The organism is Rhodococcus sp. NPDC003322 (assembly GCF_053589555.1).
In genome coordinates this window covers 558,613-575,737 of the sequence record NZ_JBSFSC010000004.1, presented here as the reverse complement: position 1 = coordinate 575,737, position 17,125 = coordinate 558,613, and the positions used below count along the sequence as shown (strand labels likewise).

19 protein-coding genes are annotated in these 17,125 nt (G+C 69.4%); 5 read left to right on the top strand and 14 right to left on the bottom strand.

Annotation, left to right across the window (positions count from 1 at the left end):
* Positions 1-50: 50 nt before the first annotated feature.
* From trpC to ACWDUM_RS19010, 3 genes are all read right to left on the bottom strand, one after another.
* Positions 51-860, bottom strand: coding sequence for an indole-3-glycerol phosphate synthase TrpC (gene trpC / locus ACWDUM_RS19020; RefSeq protein WP_450135124.1), 810 nt, complete (start codon positions 858-860; stop codon positions 51-53).
* An 84-nt stretch (positions 861-944) separates the two neighbouring features.
* Positions 945-1,628, bottom strand: a complete 684-nt coding sequence (locus ACWDUM_RS19015) for a TIGR02234 family membrane protein (protein ID WP_450115518.1) — start codon at positions 1,626-1,628, stop codon at positions 945-947.
* Positions 1,621-3,195 carry an anthranilate synthase component I gene (locus ACWDUM_RS19010; RefSeq protein WP_450135218.1) on the bottom strand — a complete coding sequence of 525 codons (1,575 nt, stop codon included), beginning with the start codon at positions 3,193-3,195 and terminating at the stop codon, positions 1,621-1,623. Before ACWDUM_RS19010 ends, ACWDUM_RS19015 begins: the two co-directional genes overlap by 8 nt.
* 154 nt (positions 3,196-3,349) lie before the next feature.
* Here ACWDUM_RS19010 and ACWDUM_RS19005 point away from each other — a divergent pair, with 154 nt between their 5' ends.
* Positions 3,350-3,808: a peroxiredoxin gene (locus ACWDUM_RS19005; protein ID WP_450135123.1), complete on the top strand. Its 459-nt coding sequence runs from the start codon at positions 3,350-3,352 to the stop codon at positions 3,806-3,808.
* A gap of 61 nt (positions 3,809-3,869) precedes the next feature.
* Here the strand turns inward: ACWDUM_RS19005 and ACWDUM_RS19000 are convergent, their stop codons facing one another.
* Positions 3,870-4,652 carry a dioxygenase family protein gene (locus ACWDUM_RS19000; protein WP_450135122.1) on the bottom strand — a complete coding sequence of 261 codons (783 nt, stop codon included), beginning with the start codon at positions 4,650-4,652 and terminating at the stop codon, positions 3,870-3,872.
* Positions 4,653-4,730: 78 nt separating this feature from the next.
* On the opposite strand from ACWDUM_RS19000, the gene ACWDUM_RS18995 reads away from it, so the two are divergent.
* Entirely contained in the window at positions 4,731-5,243 is a 513-nt protein-coding gene (locus ACWDUM_RS18995) for a MarR family winged helix-turn-helix transcriptional regulator (protein WP_450115521.1), read from the top strand.
* Positions 5,244-5,287: 44 nt separating this feature from the next.
* Here ACWDUM_RS18995 and ACWDUM_RS18990 read toward each other — a convergent pair whose 3' ends face one another.
* The 8 genes from ACWDUM_RS18990 to ACWDUM_RS18955 all read right to left on the bottom strand — a co-directional run bounded on the left by ACWDUM_RS18990 (position 5,288) and on the right by ACWDUM_RS18955 (position 12,054).
* Positions 5,288-5,968, bottom strand: a complete 681-nt coding sequence (locus tag ACWDUM_RS18990; protein WP_450135121.1) for a hypothetical protein — start codon at positions 5,966-5,968, stop codon at positions 5,288-5,290.
* Positions 5,969-6,080: 112 nt separating this feature from the next.
* Positions 6,081-6,260, bottom strand: a complete 180-nt coding sequence (locus tag ACWDUM_RS18985; RefSeq protein ID WP_450115523.1) for a tautomerase family protein — start codon at positions 6,258-6,260, stop codon at positions 6,081-6,083.
* Positions 6,261-6,371: 111 nt separating this feature from the next.
* Complete coding sequence (locus ACWDUM_RS18980; protein ID WP_450135217.1) at positions 6,372-7,415, bottom strand: zinc-dependent alcohol dehydrogenase family protein; 1,044 nt, start codon at positions 7,413-7,415, stop codon at positions 6,372-6,374.
* A gap of 361 nt (positions 7,416-7,776) precedes the next feature.
* Positions 7,777-8,559, bottom strand: a complete 783-nt coding sequence (locus ACWDUM_RS18975) for an oxidoreductase (protein ID WP_450135120.1) — start codon at positions 8,557-8,559, stop codon at positions 7,777-7,779.
* Positions 8,560-8,577: 18 nt separating this feature from the next.
* Positions 8,578-9,387, bottom strand: coding sequence for an alpha/beta fold hydrolase (locus ACWDUM_RS18970; RefSeq protein WP_450135119.1), 810 nt, complete (start codon positions 9,385-9,387; stop codon positions 8,578-8,580).
* A gap of 162 nt (positions 9,388-9,549) precedes the next feature.
* A complete protein-coding gene (locus tag ACWDUM_RS18965; RefSeq protein ID WP_450135118.1) occupies positions 9,550-10,290 on the bottom strand; it encodes an SDR family oxidoreductase in 741 nt (246 codons plus the stop codon).
* A 491-nt stretch (positions 10,291-10,781) separates the two neighbouring features.
* On the bottom strand, positions 10,782-11,423 hold the full coding sequence (locus tag ACWDUM_RS18960) for a vitamin K epoxide reductase family protein (protein ID WP_450135117.1): 642 nt from the start codon (positions 11,421-11,423) through the stop codon (positions 10,782-10,784).
* Positions 11,398-12,054 (bottom strand): DsbA family protein, encoded by a 657-nt coding sequence (locus ACWDUM_RS18955; protein ID WP_450135116.1) that lies wholly within the window; start codon positions 12,052-12,054, stop codon positions 11,398-11,400. The genes ACWDUM_RS18960 and ACWDUM_RS18955 overlap by 26 nt, the downstream gene beginning before the upstream one ends.
* A gap of 130 nt (positions 12,055-12,184) precedes the next feature.
* Between ACWDUM_RS18955 and ACWDUM_RS18950 the strand changes: the two genes are divergently transcribed.
* The 3 genes from ACWDUM_RS18950 to ACWDUM_RS18940 all read left to right on the top strand — a co-directional run bounded on the left by ACWDUM_RS18950 (position 12,185) and on the right by ACWDUM_RS18940 (position 15,452).
* Entirely contained in the window at positions 12,185-12,565 is a 381-nt protein-coding gene (locus ACWDUM_RS18950) for an ArsR/SmtB family transcription factor (RefSeq protein ID WP_450135115.1), read from the top strand.
* Positions 12,558-14,747 carry a heavy metal translocating P-type ATPase gene (locus ACWDUM_RS18945; RefSeq protein ID WP_450135114.1) on the top strand — a complete coding sequence of 730 codons (2,190 nt, stop codon included), beginning with the start codon at positions 12,558-12,560 and terminating at the stop codon, positions 14,745-14,747. The genes ACWDUM_RS18950 and ACWDUM_RS18945 overlap by 8 nt, the downstream gene beginning before the upstream one ends.
* Before the next feature lie 81 nt (positions 14,748-14,828).
* Positions 14,829-15,452: a class I SAM-dependent methyltransferase gene (locus tag ACWDUM_RS18940; RefSeq protein ID WP_450135113.1), complete on the top strand. Its 624-nt coding sequence runs from the start codon at positions 14,829-14,831 to the stop codon at positions 15,450-15,452.
* Here ACWDUM_RS18940 and ACWDUM_RS18935 read toward each other — a convergent pair.
* Positions 15,420-16,724 (bottom strand): MFS transporter, encoded by a 1,305-nt coding sequence (locus tag ACWDUM_RS18935; RefSeq protein ID WP_450135112.1) that lies wholly within the window; start codon positions 16,722-16,724, stop codon positions 15,420-15,422. The genes ACWDUM_RS18940 and ACWDUM_RS18935 overlap by 33 nt on opposite strands.
* Before the next feature lie 17 nt (positions 16,725-16,741).
* Positions 16,742-17,086, bottom strand: coding sequence for a phosphoribosyl-AMP cyclohydrolase (gene hisI, locus ACWDUM_RS18930; RefSeq protein WP_345345785.1), 345 nt, complete (start codon positions 17,084-17,086; stop codon positions 16,742-16,744).
* Positions 17,087-17,125: the final 39 nt, after the last annotated feature.

The window sequence follows — 17,125 nt, the reverse complement described above, 5'->3', positions numbered from 1 at the left end:
TGTTCAGTCTGCCCTAGACGCGGCGACGCCATTCCGCCCGGGTCGGGTGGTCAGCGCGACGGCTTCGGGCACGACGGGTGCGTGCCCGCCGCGACCAGATCCTTGACCGCGGTGCGCGGATCGCCGCTGGTGACCAGGCCCTCTCCGACCAGCACCGCGTCGGCGCCGGCACCGGCGTAGGCGAGCAGATCGGCGGTGCCGCGGACACCGGACTCGGCGATCTTGACGACGTTGCTGGGCAACCCCGGCGCGATGCGGCCGAAGGTGTCGCGGTCGACCTCGAGGGTCTTGAGGTTGCGGGCGTTGATGCCGATGACGCTCGCGCCGGCCTCGAGTGCGCGATCCGCCTCCTCCTCGGTGTGCACCTCGACGAGCGCGGTCATACCGAGCGATTCGGTGCGGTCGAGCAGCGACGCGAGGGTGTTCTGGTCGAGAGCGGCGACGATCAGCAGGATCACGTCCGCGCCGTGCGCGCGGGCCTCGTGGATCTGGTACGGCCCGACGATGAAGTCCTTGCGCAGGATCGGGATGCGCACCGCCTTGCGGACGGCGTCGAGGTCCGCGAGGGAGCCCTTGAACCGGCGCTCCTCGGTGAGGACGCTGATCACCCGGGCGCCTCCGTCCTCGTAGGCGCGGGCGAGTGCGGCGGGGTCCGTGATGGTGGACAGCGCACCCTTGGACGGGCTGGCGCGCTTCACCTCGGCGATGACGCCGATGCCGTCGGCGCGCAGAGCGGCGGCCGCGTCGAGCGCGGGCGTGGCCGCCGCGGCGGCGGCCTTGACGGCGGCCAGGTCGAGGACGGACTCACGGGCGGCGACGTCGGCGCGCACCCCGTCGAGAATCGAATCGAGAACAGTCATCGCGTCCCGAGTCCTTTCTGGGCTGTCGCCGATTGTGAGGAAGGTCATCCGTTCGGCCAAGCCTAGAGGCCGCTGTTCTCTTGACTACGGGCGGGTGTCCGTGCCATCCGTCGTGCCCGGTCGGCCGGGGTCGCCGGGCTCGTCGTCGGTGGGATCGTCGCCCGCGTCGAGAGCGTCCCACAGCACCCGCTGGCTCGGAGGTTCCTTCGACTCGTGCCGCTTGGACGCCTCTTCACGCCGGGCGGCCGGGGCCGCGTACTTCGACGACAGGCCGGTGCTGACCGAGGCCTTGCGCAGCAGCGCGACCGCCGCGGCCAGTGCCAGCACACCGCCGATCACCACCAGCACGGCCGGCGTCGTGGACACCTCGGTGGCGGTCACCTCGGCACGGTCGGGCAGTTCCGCGAGCCGGCCCGCACGATCGGGATCCACGTCGGTGGTCAGCAACTGCACCGCGGGCACGATCGCCGCGACCGCGACGAGGGCGACCATGAGCGCCACCACCCGCAGCGCCCAGCCGCGCACCGCGAACGATGCCGCGATCGCCGCGAGCAGCGCCAGCGCGAGCGGCGTGGTCGCGGCCGCCCAGGTGCCGCCGATGAGGTCGGTCGTCCGGGCCTCGCCGAGCCCGTCGAACGAGTCGACCCGCACCCACGTCATCCGCGACGACGCCCACAGGCACAGCGCGGCCACGGCGAGCAGCAGCACCGGCAGGACCGCGAGGGGGACCGAACGGCGGGTGGGGGCGCTGGTGTCGGCGTCACTCATCGTGGCCACCCAGGGCACGCAGGGTGCCCGCGGCGGCGATCGCGCTCAGCGCCGACATCGCCTTGTTGCGGGCCTCGGTGTCCTCGTAGACCGGATCGGAGTCGGCGACCACGCCGGCGCCGGCCTGTACGTACGCCGTGCCGTCCTTGACCAGTGCGGAGCGGATCGCGATGGCGGTGTCGGCGTCGCCGGCGAAGTCGAGGTAGCCGACGATGCCGCCGTAGATGCCGCGGCGGGTCGGTTCGAGTTCGTCGATCAGTTCCATCGCCCGCACCTTCGGCGCCCCGGACAGGGTGCCCGCCGGGAAGCAGGCGGTGACCGCGTCGAGGGCGTGTTTGCCGTCGGCGAGGCGACCGGTGACGGTCGACACGAGGTGCATGACGTGGCTGTAGCGCTCGACGTGCCGGTAGTCGTGCACCTTCACCGTGCCCGGCTCGCACACGCGTCCGAGGTCGTTGCGGCCGAGGTCGACGAGCATCAGGTGTTCGGAGTTCTCCTTCTCGTCGGCGATCAGGTCCTTCTCGAGCAGGAGGTCCTCTTCCTCGGTGGCGCCGCGCCACCGGGTGCCCGCGATCGGGTGGGTGGTGGCGGTGCCCTCCTTGACGGTGACCAGCGACTCGGGGCTGGAGCCGACGATGGTGAACCCGGTGCCGCCGCTGCCGTCGGGGATGTTGACGAGGTACATGTACGGGCTCGGGTTGGACGCACGGAGCATCCGGTAGATGTCCGCGGGCGCGGCGTCGGTGTCCATCTCGAAGCGCTGCGAGAGCACGACCTGGAACGCCTCACCGGCCTCGATCTCGGAGATCAGCCGGCGCACGCCGGCCCCGAACTCCTCGGTGGTGCGCTGGCGCCGGAACTCCGGGACGACCTTGGTGAAGGTGGAGACGGTCGAGGGTGCGGGCGCGGTGAGGGCGCGGGTCATCGCGTCCAGGCGGGCGACCGCGTCGTCGTAGGCCTCGTCGACGCGTTCGTCGCTGCCGTCCCAGTTGACTGCGTTCGCGATCAGGGTGATCGCACCCTCGTGGTGGTCGACGGCGGCGAGGTCGGTGGCCAGCAGCATCACCATCTCGGGGATCTGCAGGTCGTCGACGGCGTGGCTGGGCAGCCGTTCCAGGCGGCGCACGATGTCATAGCCCATGAAGCCGACCATGCCGCCGGTCAGCGGGGGCAGGTCGGGGAGGCGTTCGCTGCGCAGTAGTTCGAGGGTCTGGCCGAGGGCGACGATCGGGTCGCCGCCGGACGGCGCACCGGCCGGCACGTTGCCGTACCAGGCGGCTTCACCGTCGATGACCGTCAACGCCGCCGGACTGCCGGCACCGATGAACGACCAGCGCGACCAGGAGCGACCGTTCTCGGCGGACTCGAGCAGGAAGGTTCCGGGCCGGTCGTCCGCCAGCTTGCGGTAGGCGGAGAGCGGGGTTTCGGCGTCCGCCAACACCTTTCGCGTGACCGGGACGACCCGATGCTCGGCCGCCAGGGCGCGGAACTGCGCGCGGGTGGTGGTGGCTGCGGCCGTGTCGGCGGCAGCGGGTGCAGGGGTGACGGTGATCGACTCGCCGGGCATGGTCCCCATCATCCCAGGAGCGGAGCCTGCGGAGTGAGCAGGGTGTGCAGGAGCGGAGCCTGCGGAGTGAGCAGGGTGTGCAGGAGCGGAGCCTGCGGAGCGACCAGGGTGGAGTGTCTCCCCCACTGCGGTCCGGGGCGGTAGCCTCGCGCGCATGCAGACCGGAGAGCAGGCCCCCGACTTCGCGTTGCCCGATCAGTCCGGCACGGTCCGGAAACTGAGCGACCTGGTCGCGGACGGACCGCTGGTGTTGTTCTTCTATCCGGCCGCGAACACCCCGGTGTGTACGGCGGAGGCGTGTCACTTCCGCGATCTGGCCGCCGAGTTCGCGGCGGTCGGGGCGTTGCGGGCGGGTATTTCGACGGACGCGGTCGAGAAGCAGGCGTCGTTCGCGTCGGCGAAGTCGTTCGACTACCCGCTGCTGTCGGATGTCGGCGGTGTGGTTGCCGAGCAGTTCGGTGTTCGGCGCGGATTGCTGGCGAAGCTGTCCCCCGTCAAGCGGACCACCTTCGTCATCGACACCGATCGGACGGTGCTGAAGGTGATCGCCAGCGAGCTGCGCGCCAACACGCACGCCGACGAGGCGCTGGACTTCCTCCGCGCCAGGCGCTGACGCGCCTGTGCGCCTTTCCGGTGGCCGGGGCCACCGGAAAGGCGCACAGGGGCGGAGCCACCTACGCCAGCTGCAGGGACCGTTTGGACAGGCCCATCCAGAAACCGTCGATGACCTGCTCGGGCGTCTGCTCGGGGTCGGAGGAGGCTCCGAGCGCAACGAACAGCGGCGCGAAGTGCTCGATCGTCGGGTGGGCATACGGCATGCCAGGCGCCTGGGAACGGAAGTCGACGAGGTTGTCGACGTCACCCGCGGCGAACCGCTCACGCGCCCACGCGTCGAACTCGGCGGACCAGCCGGGTGCGGCGGCGTCGGGCGTCCAGTCCCGCAGGAAGGGCAGGCCGTGGGTGGTGAACCCGGATCCGACGATCAGGACGCCCTGCTCGCGCAGCGGACGCAGCCGCTCCCCCAGGTGCAGCAGCCGCTCCGGGTCGAGGGTCGGCATCGACATCTGCAGGACCGGAATGTCGGCGCCGGGGTACATGACGGTGAGCGGGACGTAGGCACCGTGATCGAGGCCGCGGTCGGGCTGGTGGCACACGGGTTCGTTGTCGGGCATCAGTGCGGCGACCTGCCGGGCGAGGTCGGGCGCCCCGGGTGAGGCGTATTGCACGCGGTAGTACTTCGGGTCGAAGCCCCCGAAGTCGTAGACGAGCGGCGTCCCGGTGGTGACGGAGCCGATGGTGAGCGGCGCCGACTCCCAGTGCGCGGACACCATCAGGATCGCCTTCGGCCGGGGCAGATCGCGTGCCCACCGTTCGAGTTGCGAGACCCACAGTGCGTCGTCGACGAGCGGCGGTGCACCATGGCTCAGGTACAGCGCCGGCATGGCCAGGTCGGTCATAACCACTCCTTGATGTTGAAGCTTCAACTATCATAGGAGTCAACGCGCGCACATCACAACTGTTCCGAGGGGGCGGCAATGACCGAGGCACACGAGGGCGAGCCGAAGTCGCAGCAGCCGACGCGCTGGCTCAGCGACGAGCAGCAGCGCGCCTGGCGCGAACTCGTCGCGCTGACCACCCGACTGCCCGCCGCCCTCGACACCCAGCTGCAGCGCGACGCCAAGCTCACCCACTTCGAGTACTTCGTCCTCGCCGTCCTCTCCGAGGCCCCGCAGCAGCGGCTGCAGCTCAGCGCGCTCGCCGCCGACGCCAACGCCTCACTGTCGCGGCTGTCGCACGTGGTGACGAAGATGGAGAAGGCCGGCTGGGTGCGCCGCAAGGCGATCGTCGGCGGCCGCGGATCCCTCGCCGTGCTCACCCCGGCCGGACACGCGAAGGTCGTCGAGTCCGCGCCGGGTCACGTCGAGACGGTGCAGGCCCTCGTGTTCGACGGACTCGACGACGAGCAGGTCCGCGAGCTGATCTCGCTCGGCAAGGCAATGGTCACCCAGCTCGATCGCGCCATCGCCGAGGGCACCGGCAAGGCCTGACCCGGGGGCCGAACGGTGCCGTGACGCCTGGCGGTGGCCGGCCTTCAGCCGGCGCCGAGGTCCTCGCGTGCCTGGTCCAAGAAGGACGTCAGGATGTCGCCGCTGGCCGCGATCAGCCGGTCGATCTCGGCGATCAGGGGCGGTCCGTCGCGCAGCAAGCCGTCGGGGTCCCGCTCACCCTCCCCCTGCAGATTGCGGCTCGCGAACGGATTCAGATGGTCGCCGAAGAACGGGGTGTACGAATCAGCGAATTTGCCGACAGTCCCTTCCAGGCCATCGTTACCGACGAGGAGGACCTTGCTGACCGCGGTCCACGTTGCCAATCCCCGAGCGCTGAGACCTTGGACGATGCCGCGGACAACCTCGCGGTCGGGCGGATTCCTGGTCAACGCCCCCTTCAGCGCGCCGAGCCCGCCGTTGAGATCCATCAAGGCACTGACGAATTCGGCGTAGGCCGCCTGCCGGTTCTCGCGGACATCCTGCGCGACTGCGAGCCTCTCGTTGCGATCCAATTGGTTGCCGCTCACGTACAGCGCGGACCCGGCCGACACCGCGCTGGACACGATCGCAGCGCACAGCGCGGCGATCAGGGCGTATCGACCACTACGGGTGGCAACCCGCACGTCGCGCTCCAGACCCGACTTCGACGCCTGCGCCTCGGCCGCGGGCGCCTGTTGCTGTTCGAGCGGGACGGAATCCGGCCCCGGCTGCCTGTCGCTGTCCATCGCTCACACCTCGCTCGCCCTTGAAGGACACAATCGAGGTTCCCAGCGGTGATCGCCGAGGCACAGCGTAGTGAACTACCCGAATCGAGCAGGTGGACGCGGACTCCAGCGGTCAGGCCAGGGTGACGCCTCCGACGCCCCAGTTCTCCCCCGGCACCTCGGTGATGGTGACCCACACCTTGGCGGGATCCTTCCCGGAGGCCTCCGCGTAGGCGGAGGTCACGGCGGCGACGACCGCACGCTTCTGTTCGGCGGTGAGCCCGGGAGTCTGACTGATCTGGATCAACGGCATGACAGCAATCTGCCACAGCAGCGAACCGACCCGCACGAGCCGGTCACGGCGGTGAACATTGCCCTCTTGATTTGCATCGGAGTGCTTATCGATGCACTCGATCGGCCCCGTTCAGGCCATCGTCACCCGCTCGCCGGCACTGCGTCCTCGATCGAACAGCAACAGCGGTTTGCCCCCGTGTGCGGGGGCTTCGGCCAGATCGACGGCTTCGCTGAACCTTTCGACGGGAATCGGCTGGCCCTCGGGCACCCGCAGCGCGCCGCTGTCGACCAACCGAAGCGTCCGGTCGATCGCTGCGGTCATCCGATCCTTCGGGGTCTCGGCGAACCAGCGGAGCAGCCAGAATCCCCGAACGATCTTGGTTTCGTAGATCAGCGAGCGCGCGAAGACGGGGATGGTGAGTTTGTCGGGATCGGTTTGGCGGTGCGTGGACAGTGCACCGAAGACGACCAGCTCACCGTGCGGCGCCAGTGCACGCGACACGTCCGCCCCCACCTGACCGCTGACACAGTCGATCGCCTTGGACACGCCGTCACGACCGGTTATGTCGGCCACGCGTTCGCGCAGGTCCTCATCCTCCGTGCAGATCACCGCGGTGCCGCCCAACGCGAGGATGTCCTCGACAGCGGAACGCCGGCGAACCACGTTGAGGGTCTGGAACCCGACGTGCGTGCCGAGCTGAATGACCGACTGGCCGACGGTTGATCCGGCCGCCGTCTGCAAGAGCCATTCACCCGGTCGAACATCGAGCTCATCACCGGTCAAGATCACCGCGGTGAGCGGATTGCTGAGAATCTGGGCGGCCGTGGAATCGCTCATGCCGACGGGAACAGGCAAGACCCGCTCGGCATCGACAACGACGTACTCCTGCCACGTTCCCCTGACTCCGACCGTGATGACGCGTCGCCCGACGGTCAAACCTTCTGTGCCGCTACCGACTTCGTCGATCACCCCAACGGATTCGATTCCGGGCACGGTGGGGAACTCCGGGGTGAATCCGTATCTGCCGCGGACGGTGTGCAGATCGCTGGCATGAACCGGCACAGCCGCCACCCGGATCCGGACCTGGCCGGGGCCGGGCTCCGGAATGGGGCGAGTCTGCAGGTGCAGAACCTCGGACGGTTCGCCTACCGTGGCGGCGACAACAGACTGCATGGTTCTCATCTTCCTGACGCTCCTTCGATCGAATACGGCCCCCCAGTGGTTCGGCGTGCATGGCACCGGCCGCGCCCTACAACGGCGAAAGTCGAGCGACGGCTCGATTCACGCTCCTTGCCGCAACGAACAAGGCACACAGGACAGTTCGTCGTCGTGCCGCGCCACGATCGCAGGATCACCCACCACAGATACGGGCGGCGTGAGCCCGGTAGGCACAACCCCCTGCGCCAACCGGGCTGTCGAGGCCACCGGCTCCGGACTCGGTGCCGCCGACCTCTCGTGAGCGTGTGCAGCCGGAGTGGGGGTTGCTGTACACGCGTCGCTCACATCGCTCCCCGCGAATTCCGGCCGGTCGCGGTCAGAGGGTCTTGATCAGGCCACCATCGATCACGAAGTCTGCGCCGGTGATATTTGCTGCTCGCGCAGAAGCCAGAAACACGACGAGATCGGCGACCTCCTGGGGGCTCGTGAAGCGGCCCGTCTCGGTGATCGCGGCCGTCTGGTCGATGACGACCTGCGCTGTGACCCCACTCGCCCTGGACACGGTGGCAGCGACACCCTCCGCACCGGTCCACAACGCGGTCGTCACCGGACCCGGACTGACCGTGTTCACCCGGATACCCTGAGAGGCAACCTCTTTCGACAGCGATTTGGAGAAGTTGGTCGACGCCGCCTTTGCGGCGCAGTAGTCGATGATCGCCGGGTCGGGAAGAAAGGCATTCACCGAGCTGACGGTCACGATGCTCCCACCACGCGCGGTCATCAACGGCAGAGCCGCGCGGGTGGTGCGGACCGCCGACAGGAACGTCAATGTCAGGGACGCGAGCCAGTCATCCTCCGTGACGCTGACGAAGCCGTTCGGGCGTGGTGTCACCGCACCGGCGTTGTTGACCAGCACGTCGATACCGCCTCCGACGCTCGCCGCCTCGATGAGGCTCAGTGGCCCATCCGCTGTGGACAGGTCCGCCCGGACGAAGGTGACATCGCCGGCCGATTCGAGAGCGGCGATCTCCTCGGTGCGGGTGCGTGCTCCCGCGACCACATGCGCACCTTCGCGGACGAGCGATTCGGTGATCGCGAGGCCGATGCCCTTGCTCGCGCCGGTGACCACGGCGGCCGTGCCGTTCAGCTGCAGGTCCATGGGTTCGTCCTCCTCGGGTCAGCTGCCCGCCGCAGCCGCGGTGATGACGTCGGCGACGGCGTCGGGCTGGGAGACGAGCACGGCGTGTGAGGCGGTGATCTCGGTGGTGTGTGCACCGATACGGCCGGACATGAACCGCTGTGCCGACGGCGGGATGATGTTGTCGCCGGTCGGGATCAGGGTCCAGCTCGGGGTGTTCGACCAGGAGGTCGGTCCGGACGGCTCGAGGTTGGCCCACAGGGCGATCGAGCTCTGGTGGGCCAGCATGATCGCGGCCGTCGCGTCGCTGACATCCGGAGCGAACACCCGGTGGAAGGCGTCGGCGGCGATGTATCCGTCGATGTTCTTACCTCCGATCGCGTGCACGTCGTCGACGACCTTGAACTGCAGTACGGGAGGGAGAAGCTGACTGCCGGGGAATCGGATCGGGTCCAGCGCGAGCTGGACGGGCTCGCCCTGTGCCGGCGCGAAGGCGGCGACATAGACGAGGGCCTTCACGTTCGGGTTGTGGGTGTTGGTGATGACCGCGCCGCCGTAGGAGTGGCCGACGAGCACCACGGGCCCGGCGATCCCGGCGAGGGTTTTCTCGATCGCGGCCGCGTCGTAGGCAGGTCCGCGTAGAGGATTTTCGGGGACGACGACGGTGTAGCCGCGGCCGCGCAACTCGGCGGCGACCGGGTCCCAGCTGGTGGTGTCGGCGAAGGCGCCGTGCACCAACACGACCGTCGGCAATGGTCGGGCGGCGGCCGGGGTGACCAAGGCCGCGACCAGGGCGGCGACGAGTGCGAGGGTGGCGAGTGCGGCTCGGGCGAATCGAACAATGCTCATGGCGTGCTCCTTCGCTGTTGCGAGGGGATGTGTTTGAGTCGCTTCCGTTCTGCATGCAGGCAGACGAGGCGATCGACGAAACGGTGGCCGAGGGTTCAGATCGTCGTCATGACAGCGGTGGTCGGGTTGTGGTGCTTGCAGGCTGCCACCCACACGATCGGGTCACTGACGGGTCAACCACTCCGACAACCGCGTCTGCGCGAGGCGCGCGCCTGCGCTGGGCAGCAGCTCGCGGTCCGGCGACGCCCCGAAATACTGCGCCTGCGGATCGGTGATCACCTCGCGCGGGTCGTGCCGTGCGGCCAGCACCGTGCCGATCCACTGATCGAGGCCGAACACCTCCGGCCCCGCGACCTCGACGTCGCCGTTCAGCGGGGGGTCCGCGGCGGTCTTGCTGACGGCAGCGGCCACATCATCGGCGGCCATCGGCTGCACCGCCGCGCCCGACAGCCGCACCGAGCCGTCGACGGTGGCGGAATCGGCAATCGTCCGGGCAAACTCGAAGAACTGCGTGGCGTGCACGAGAGAGTACGGCAGGCCCGAACCCTTGATCAGCTCCTCCTGCGCCACCTTCGCCCGCATGTACCCGGACTCCGGCAGCTGCTCGGAACCGACCACTGACAACGCCACGTAGTGCCCGAGTCCTGCCACTCGGGCGGCCTCGAGCAGGTTCGTGGTGGACGTCCGGAAGAACTCCATGACGTCGTCGTCCGCGAACGACGGCGAATTGGAGACATCGATCAGAACGTTCGCATCTTGAAGCACTTCCTTCACTCCCTCACCGGTGAGGGTGTTCACGCCCGTGCTGGGCGCGGCAGGTACCGCTTCGTGGCCGTGTTCACTCAGTCGAGTGACGACCTTCGAGCCGATCAGCCCGGTACCGCCGATGACGACGATCTTCATGCTCACTCCTTCCGTTCGAATGTTGCATCACGTCAACGAGATTCCCTGCCATGCGGGACCGGACGGGTGAGATTCCGTGACACACCACTGCCCCGCACACCTGGCTACGTCAAGTGCGGGCGGGACGGGAAGACTGCGTTACGCGGGTGCGCCGTCGTCTTGTGGAGGAGTGCCGGCAATCAGTTCCGACGACTCGGCGGTCCGCGTCTCCGGGCCGGCCTGGGGCGTGGGCCCGGTATCCGGCGTCGTTGAAAAGTGCGCCCCGGATTCCCCGGCTGCAGGTGTGCATCCCACGGTCCGTGGATGCACGCCACGGGGATCGGTGCTGGTTCCGTCATGGGCGGCTCCTCGGATGCCCTCCCCCAGCAGATGATCTTACGTCCGCATGGGATGTGTGCAGGGCAAACCGGCAGACCGGCGGACAGCAGCGCCGGCGAGGGCGCCGCGGAGCGACCGCTACCGCCTGTCAACCCCCGACCCGCATCTGCCGGTCACAGCAGCGTGGCCCAGTACGAGTAGAACCGGTCGATCACCAGTGCGGCCACCGCCAGGAACCACACCGTGACCGGCACGAGGTGGTTTCCTCCCGCCGACACCACCTCGGCACGTATCGGACGGGAGAAGGTGCCGTGGTGCAGGTTCCGCAGGGTGACGTACCAGAAGATCGGGACGGTCACCGCCCACACGACCATGCAGTACGGGCAGAGAGCACCGATGACGTAGAGACTCTGCGCGATCAGCCAGTGCACGAACACGACCGCAGCGGTCACCCCGACCTGCAGGCCCAGCCAGTACCAGCGGGCGAAGCGGGCGCCGGCCAGCAACCCGGCGCCGGTGGCCGCGACCGCCGCGAACCCGGCGATGCCGAGCAGTGAGTTGGGGAAGCCGAACACCGACGCCTGGGCGGTGGACATCACCGAACCGCAGTTGAGGACCGGGTTCAGGCTGCAGGACGGGATGTAGTTCGAATCCGCTGCGAGGGCGAACTTCTCGACCGTGAGCACGAACGCGGCCACCAGCCCGGTCAGGCCGCCGACGAGCAGCAGCCACGGCAGCGCCCGGTCGAACGGCGCGCTGGCACCGACCTCCGCTCCCGAGGTGTCGGCGTCAGCCGAGGGCGGCGTCGAACGCATCGGTCAGATCCTGATAGGTGGAGGGCTCGAATCGTTGGCCGTCGAGGAAGAAAGACGGGGTGCCCTGCACTCCGAGCGCTTCGCCGTCGGCGACGTCCGCGGCGATCCGGGCCGCGGTCGCCGGGTCGGCGTACGCGGCGTCGTAGGCGGCCATGTCGAGCCCGAGGTCGACGGCGAAGGCTCGGAAGACGTCATCCTTCGGGACCCGCTGCTCACCCCACTCCGCCTGCGTCTCGTACATCCGCTGATACATCTGCTCGAACTTGCCCTGCTGCGCAGCAGCTTCCACGGCCCTGGCCGCTCGCTCGGCATTGAAGTGCCCGGGCAGCGGGAAGTAACGAACCACGAAGGCGACGCGGTCTCCGTACTCGGCGCGCAGGTCCTCGATCGCGGGATACACCGACCGGCAGGCCTCGCATTCGAAGTCGAGGAACTCCACGAACGTCGGACTTCCCTCCGGCGCCGACGAGAGACGGTGGCTGTCCGCGCGCACCACCGCCGCCGGGTTCGAACCGGCATCCGCGGCGGATTCGTCGGCCTCCTCTCCGGGTCGACCGACCAGCAGAATCGCCGCCACCGCGACGACGAACGCGACCAGCAGTGCCAGCGAGATCTTCACTCCGCGCGTCACGCGGCAGCATCCGATCCGGCGGATAACCCGGACAAACAGGGCGCATTTTCCATGTCGGCACCCTAACGGCCGGCGATATGAGGAACCTGAGACGGTTCCCGGTCATATCAATATCCATTAGAATATCGATATGACCGACCCCGCGGACACCTGCGACCTGCTCTGCCTCGACCTGCCACACGCCGAGCGGATCCGGGCCGAGCTCCCGACGCCGGGACGTGTCGAACCCGCCGCCGCGGCGGCCCGCGCGCTCGGCGACCCCACCCGCCTGTCCATCGCGACCGCACTGCGCGCCGGCGACGAGTTGTGCGTGTGCGACATGGCGTGGGTGGTCGGACAGGCCCAGAACCTGGTGTCGCATCATCTGCGGCAGCTGAAGGTCGCCGCACTGGTCACCTCCCGCCGTCAGGGCCGACTGGTGATGTACGCGCTGACCCCGCGCGGCAGGGCACTCGTCGACGCCGTCGTCGGCGCCCCCGAGATCGATGCACTGGAGTCCGAGCGTGTCTGACGCCTGCTGCGGGCCCTCACCCTCCGACACCCAGATCGGAGCACCCGAGCCCGACCGGGGCCCCGGCCGGTTGTGGCAGGTCCGCGAGCTGCAGTGCGCGGCCGCCGCGGCGATCCTGCTCGCCCTCGCCTGGGCGGTTGGCCGCGCAGGAGCCCACCCGGTGGCCACGGCACTCGAACTCGCGGCCGTCGTCGCCGCCGCGTCGACCTTCGTGCCCGCCGCGCTGACCAACCTGCGACACCGGCGAATCGGGGTCGGAACCCTGATGACCATCGCCGCGGTCGGCGCGGTCGCCCTCGGCCAGTACCCCGAGGCGGCGATGCTCGGCATCCTGTTCTCGATCGCCGAGGGACTCGAGCGCTACGCGGTCACTCGCACCCGACGCGGACTGCGAGCGCTCCTGTCCCTGGTGCCCCCGACCGCGACGGTCCTGCGCGGCGGCCGCGAGATGTCGGTTGCGCCGGACGATCTCGCGGTCGGCGACCGGATGCTGCTACGCCCCGGTGAGCGGGCCGCCACCGACGGCGTGATCCGCTCGGGCCGCACCAGCCTCGACCTGTCCGCCATCACCGGCGAATCCGTTCCGCTCGAGGCCGGTCCGGGCGACGAGCTGTACGCCGGCACGATCAACGGCGGTGGCGCCATCGAGGTCGATGTCACCGCCCTCGCCTCCGACAGCTCCCTGGCCCGCATCGTGCACATCGTCGAGGAAGCCCAGGAACGCAAGGGCGCCGGGCAGCGACTGGCCGACACCATCGCCAGGCCACTCGTTCCCGCGATCATGGTCGTCGCCGCCCTGGTCGCCGGTATCGGCTCGCTGTTCGGCGATCCGCTGCTGTGGATCGAACGCGCCCTGGTCGTGCTCGTCGCCGCCTCCCCGTGCGCGCTGGCGATCGCGGTCCCCCTCACCGTGGTCGCGGCGATCGGGGCGTCGAGCCGGCACGGCGCGTTGATCAAGGGCGGCGCAGCGCTCGAGGAACTCGGCCGCATCCGCGTCGTCGCCCTCGACAAGACCGGCACCCTGACCCGCAACGCTCCGCAGGTCGTCGCCACGACCGCCGCGCCCGGCATCTCCGAAGCCGAGGTCCTCGCCGCAGCGGCCGCGCTCGAAGCACGCAGCGAGCACCCCCTCGCCGCAGCGATCCTCACCGCCACCGCCACACCGGTGACCCCGGCCGACGACGTCATCGCGGTGCCCGGCCACGGACTGACCGGAATCCTCGCAGGCCGTGCACTGCGGTTGGGAAGGCCCGGATGGATCGACGCCGGCTCCCTGGCCGCGGACGTCGCCGGGCTGCAGGAGGCGGGCGCCACCGTGGTGATCGTCGAACAAGACGGATCGGCGATCGGGGCGATCGCCGTCCGCGACGAACTGCGCCCCGAAGCCGCCGAGACCGTCGACCGGCTGCGCCGACTCGGCGTCGACGTCGCGATGCTCACCGGCGACAACGAACGCACCGCCCACGCCCTGGCCGCCGACGCCGGGATCGCCACAGTTCACGCCGAACTGCTCCCCGAGGACAAGGCGAAGATGCTGCCGGTCCTCGCTGCGGGCCGCCGGGTCGCGATGGTCGGCGACGGCATCAACGACGCCCCGGCCCTGGCCACCTCCGACGTCGGCATCGCGATGGGGGCCATGGGAACGGACGTCGCCATCGAGACCTCCGATGTCGCACTGATGGGCGAGGACCTTCGCCACCTGCCCCAGGTGCTCGCCCACGCCCGCCGCGCCCGCCGAATCATGGTGCAGAACATCGGATTCTCGCTCGCCATCATCACCGTGCTCATCCCGCTGGCGGCGACCGGTGTCCTCGGCCTCGCGACCGTGGTGTTCATTCACGAGTTCGCCGAGGTGCTCGTCATCGGCAACGCCATCCGCGCGGCCCGCTCCACCACACTGCCCGGACTCACCTCTACGTCGACCGCCGCGGGTCCGATCCACGTGAGCATCGCACCCGTGCACGGTCTCGCCGACGCGTGCTGCCCACCACCCGTACCACCCTCGACGACCACCGACACCCCTCGGACCGGATCATCGACAACGCGCACGCCCATCACACCGCGCACGGTCGCGCCGAACAGTCCCCCGGGTCACGACTGCGACTGCTGTACCCAAGAAGACCCCGGCCCGGCCCGCGCCGGTCGGACCGCAAAACTCGACGGGGCGGACCGTCCGCACTGATCACCGAACCGCGGGCCGCCCTGGCGGGGCCGTGCGATGCTGGAGTCACACCAGGGACAACGAGCCGGTCGGGAGGCTTTCATGGGGTTCTACTCGGATCGGATCGTGCCACGCCTCGTGGACGTCTCGTGCGGGATGTCGGTCACCGGCCCCTCCCGGAAACGGGCGTGCGCCGGGCTGCACGGCCGCGTCGTCGAGATCGGGTTCGGGTCGGGGCTCAACGTCCCGTTCTATCCGGACGCCGTCGATTCGGTCAGCGCGGTCGAGCCTGCCGACCTCGGCTGGAAGCTGGCCGGCAAACGCCTGTCGGCGTCCACCGTTCCGGTCCAGCGATCCGGGCTCGACGGGCAGTCACTCCCGTTCCCGGACAACAGCTTCGACACCGCCCTGTCGACGTGGACGATGTGCACGATCCCCGATGTCGATGCAGCCTTGAAGGAGGTGCGGCGCGTCCTCAAGCCGGGCGGAACCCTGCACTTCGTCGAACACGGGCTCGCGCCGCACGAGAAGGTGCGCCGCTGGCAGTACCGCTTCGAGCCGATTCAGAAGGCCGTCGCCGGTGGCTGCCACCTCACGCGTGAGATCCCCGCCCTCGTACGATCCGCGGGCTTCGAGATCCGGGACCTGGACACGTTCTACGAGAAGGGTGCCCCGAAGATGATGGGCGCACTCTCACTCGGGGTCGCCCGGCCCGTCACCGATTGACGACGGGAGGAGCGGCGCTCCGGTCGACGGGGTGCGCGCTCCGCGGCGGGCCCAGTACAGCACCGGAACGAGAAGCAACGCGAGCACGCCACCACCGAGCGAGAGCGTCGCATAGTCGGTCGCGGACATCACCACTCCCGACAGCGCGCCGCCGCCCGCACCGGCGAGGGCGATCAGGACGTCGATCGTCCCCTGCGTGCGCGGCCGGTTCTCGGGGACGGTGGCGTCGACGACCAGTGCCGTCCCGGCGATCAACCCGAAGTTCCAGCCCAGGCCGAGCAGTGCCAACGCCACGATCAGCAACGTGAGCGAATCGGCCGGCGCCACCGCGGCGGTCACCCCGGCGAGCAGCAGGGTGACCCCCGACGCGGCCGCCATCGGAAGCCGTCCGATCCTGTCGACGAGGACACCGGTGACCAGCGACGGCAGATACATGGCGCCGACGTGGATTCCGATCACCAGACCGACCTCCCCCAACGCGTGACCGTGCGCCCGCATGTGCACCGGGGTCATCGTCATGATGGCGATCATCGCGACCTGCGTGAGCACCATGACCGCGGCACCGACATAGGCGCCCACCCCCGGACGCGGCGGCGCGCCGTCGAGGGTGCCCGCGCCGACGTCAGCGGAATCGAGTTGCCGGGCAACGAGATACGGGTCCGGACGAAGCAACGCGAACAGCACCGAGCCCGCCGCGAGGTAGGCAGCGGCGGCGAGCAGGAACGGCCCCGACAGCGGTGGCAGGCCGAACGCCTCCGCGACGTGACCGAGCGGCTCGACGAGGTTCGGGCCCGCGACCGCGCCGAGGGTGGTCGACACCATCGCCACGCTGATCGCCGTCCCGCGGCGCGCTGCCGTGGCGAGATCCGTCCCGGCGTACCGCGCCTGCAGGTTCGTCGCCGTACCCGCGCCGTAGACGAACAGCGACACCAGCAGCAGGGGCACGTTGTCGCTCGCGGCGGCGAGAACCACCCCGATCGCACCGATGCCACCGGCACCGAAACCGAGCCCGAGGCCCACCCGGCGTCCGTGGCGCTGCGTGATGCGCCCGACCAGGAAGGCGGCGAGGGCCGACCCGAGCGTGAACAGCGCGGTCGGCGCGCCCGCCAGACTGTCCGAACCGAGCATCTCCTGCGCCAGCAGGGCACCGACCGTGATTCCGGCGGCCAGACCGGCACCGCCGAGGATCTGGCTCAGGACGACGACGGTCAATGTGCGCTTCTGCACCCGCCGCAGTTCCGCGTCGTCGAGGACGGACACCTGCGTATTCACCACTTCTACAGGTGAGATCAGGGGCGCGGCAGCAGCACGTCGGAGTCGAAGCAGGTGTGGGTGCCGGTGTGGCAGGCCGCGCCCTCCTGATCGACGATCAGCAGGACGGTGTCGCCGTCGCAGTCGAGGCGCACCTCGTGCACGTACTGGGTGTGGCCCGAGGTTTCCCCCTTGACCCAGTACTGCTGCCGGGAGCGCGAAAAGTAGGTTCCCTTACGGGTTTCCAGCGTGCGGGCGAGGGCCTCGTCGTCCATCCACGCGACCATCAGCACATCACCCGTCGAACGCTCCTGCGCGACAGCACTGAACAGACCGGCCTCGTTGCGCTTGAGCCGGGCCGAGATTGCGGGATCAAGACTCATGTGACCGTTATACCGTGGCACGTTTCCGGTCGACGCTCG

Excerpts from the sequence above, each read along its gene's own strand:
- trpC (WP_450135124.1), bottom strand. The coding sequence starts at position 860 with ATGACTGTTCTCGATTCGATTCTCGACGGGGTGCGCGCCGACGTCGCC.
- ACWDUM_RS19015 (WP_450115518.1), bottom strand. The coding sequence starts at position 1,628 with ATGAGTGACGCCGACACCAGCGCCCCCACCCGCCGTTCGGTCCCCCTC.
- ACWDUM_RS19010 (WP_450135218.1), bottom strand. The coding sequence starts at position 3,195 with ATGCCCGGCGAGTCGATCACCGTCACCCCTGCACCCGCTGCCGCCGAC.
- ACWDUM_RS19005 (WP_450135123.1), top strand. The coding sequence starts at position 3,350 with ATGCAGACCGGAGAGCAGGCCCCCGACTTCGCGTTGCCCGATCAGTCC.
- ACWDUM_RS19000 (WP_450135122.1), bottom strand. The coding sequence starts at position 4,652 with ATGACCGACCTGGCCATGCCGGCGCTGTACCTGAGCCATGGTGCACCG.
- ACWDUM_RS18995 (WP_450115521.1), top strand. The coding sequence starts at position 4,731 with ATGACCGAGGCACACGAGGGCGAGCCGAAGTCGCAGCAGCCGACGCGC.
- ACWDUM_RS18990 (WP_450135121.1), bottom strand. The coding sequence starts at position 5,968 with ATGGACAGCGACAGGCAGCCGGGGCCGGATTCCGTCCCGCTCGAACAG.
- ACWDUM_RS18985 (WP_450115523.1), bottom strand. The coding sequence starts at position 6,260 with ATGCCGTTGATCCAGATCAGTCAGACTCCCGGGCTCACCGCCGAACAG.
- ACWDUM_RS18980 (WP_450135217.1), bottom strand. The coding sequence starts at position 7,415 with ATGCAGTCTGTTGTCGCCGCCACGGTAGGCGAACCGTCCGAGGTTCTG.
- ACWDUM_RS18975 (WP_450135120.1), bottom strand. The coding sequence starts at position 8,559 with ATGGACCTGCAGCTGAACGGCACGGCCGCCGTGGTCACCGGCGCGAGC.
- ACWDUM_RS18970 (WP_450135119.1), bottom strand. The coding sequence starts at position 9,387 with ATGAGCATTGTTCGATTCGCCCGAGCCGCACTCGCCACCCTCGCACTC.
- ACWDUM_RS18965 (WP_450135118.1), bottom strand. The coding sequence starts at position 10,290 with ATGAAGATCGTCGTCATCGGCGGTACCGGGCTGATCGGCTCGAAGGTC.
- ACWDUM_RS18960 (WP_450135117.1), bottom strand. The coding sequence starts at position 11,423 with ATGCGTTCGACGCCGCCCTCGGCTGACGCCGACACCTCGGGAGCGGAG.
- ACWDUM_RS18950 (WP_450135115.1), top strand. The coding sequence starts at position 12,185 with ATGACCGACCCCGCGGACACCTGCGACCTGCTCTGCCTCGACCTGCCA.
- ACWDUM_RS18940 (WP_450135113.1), top strand. The coding sequence starts at position 14,829 with ATGGGGTTCTACTCGGATCGGATCGTGCCACGCCTCGTGGACGTCTCG.
- hisI (WP_345345785.1), bottom strand. The coding sequence starts at position 17,086 with ATGAGTCTTGATCCCGCAATCTCGGCCCGGCTCAAGCGCAACGAGGCC.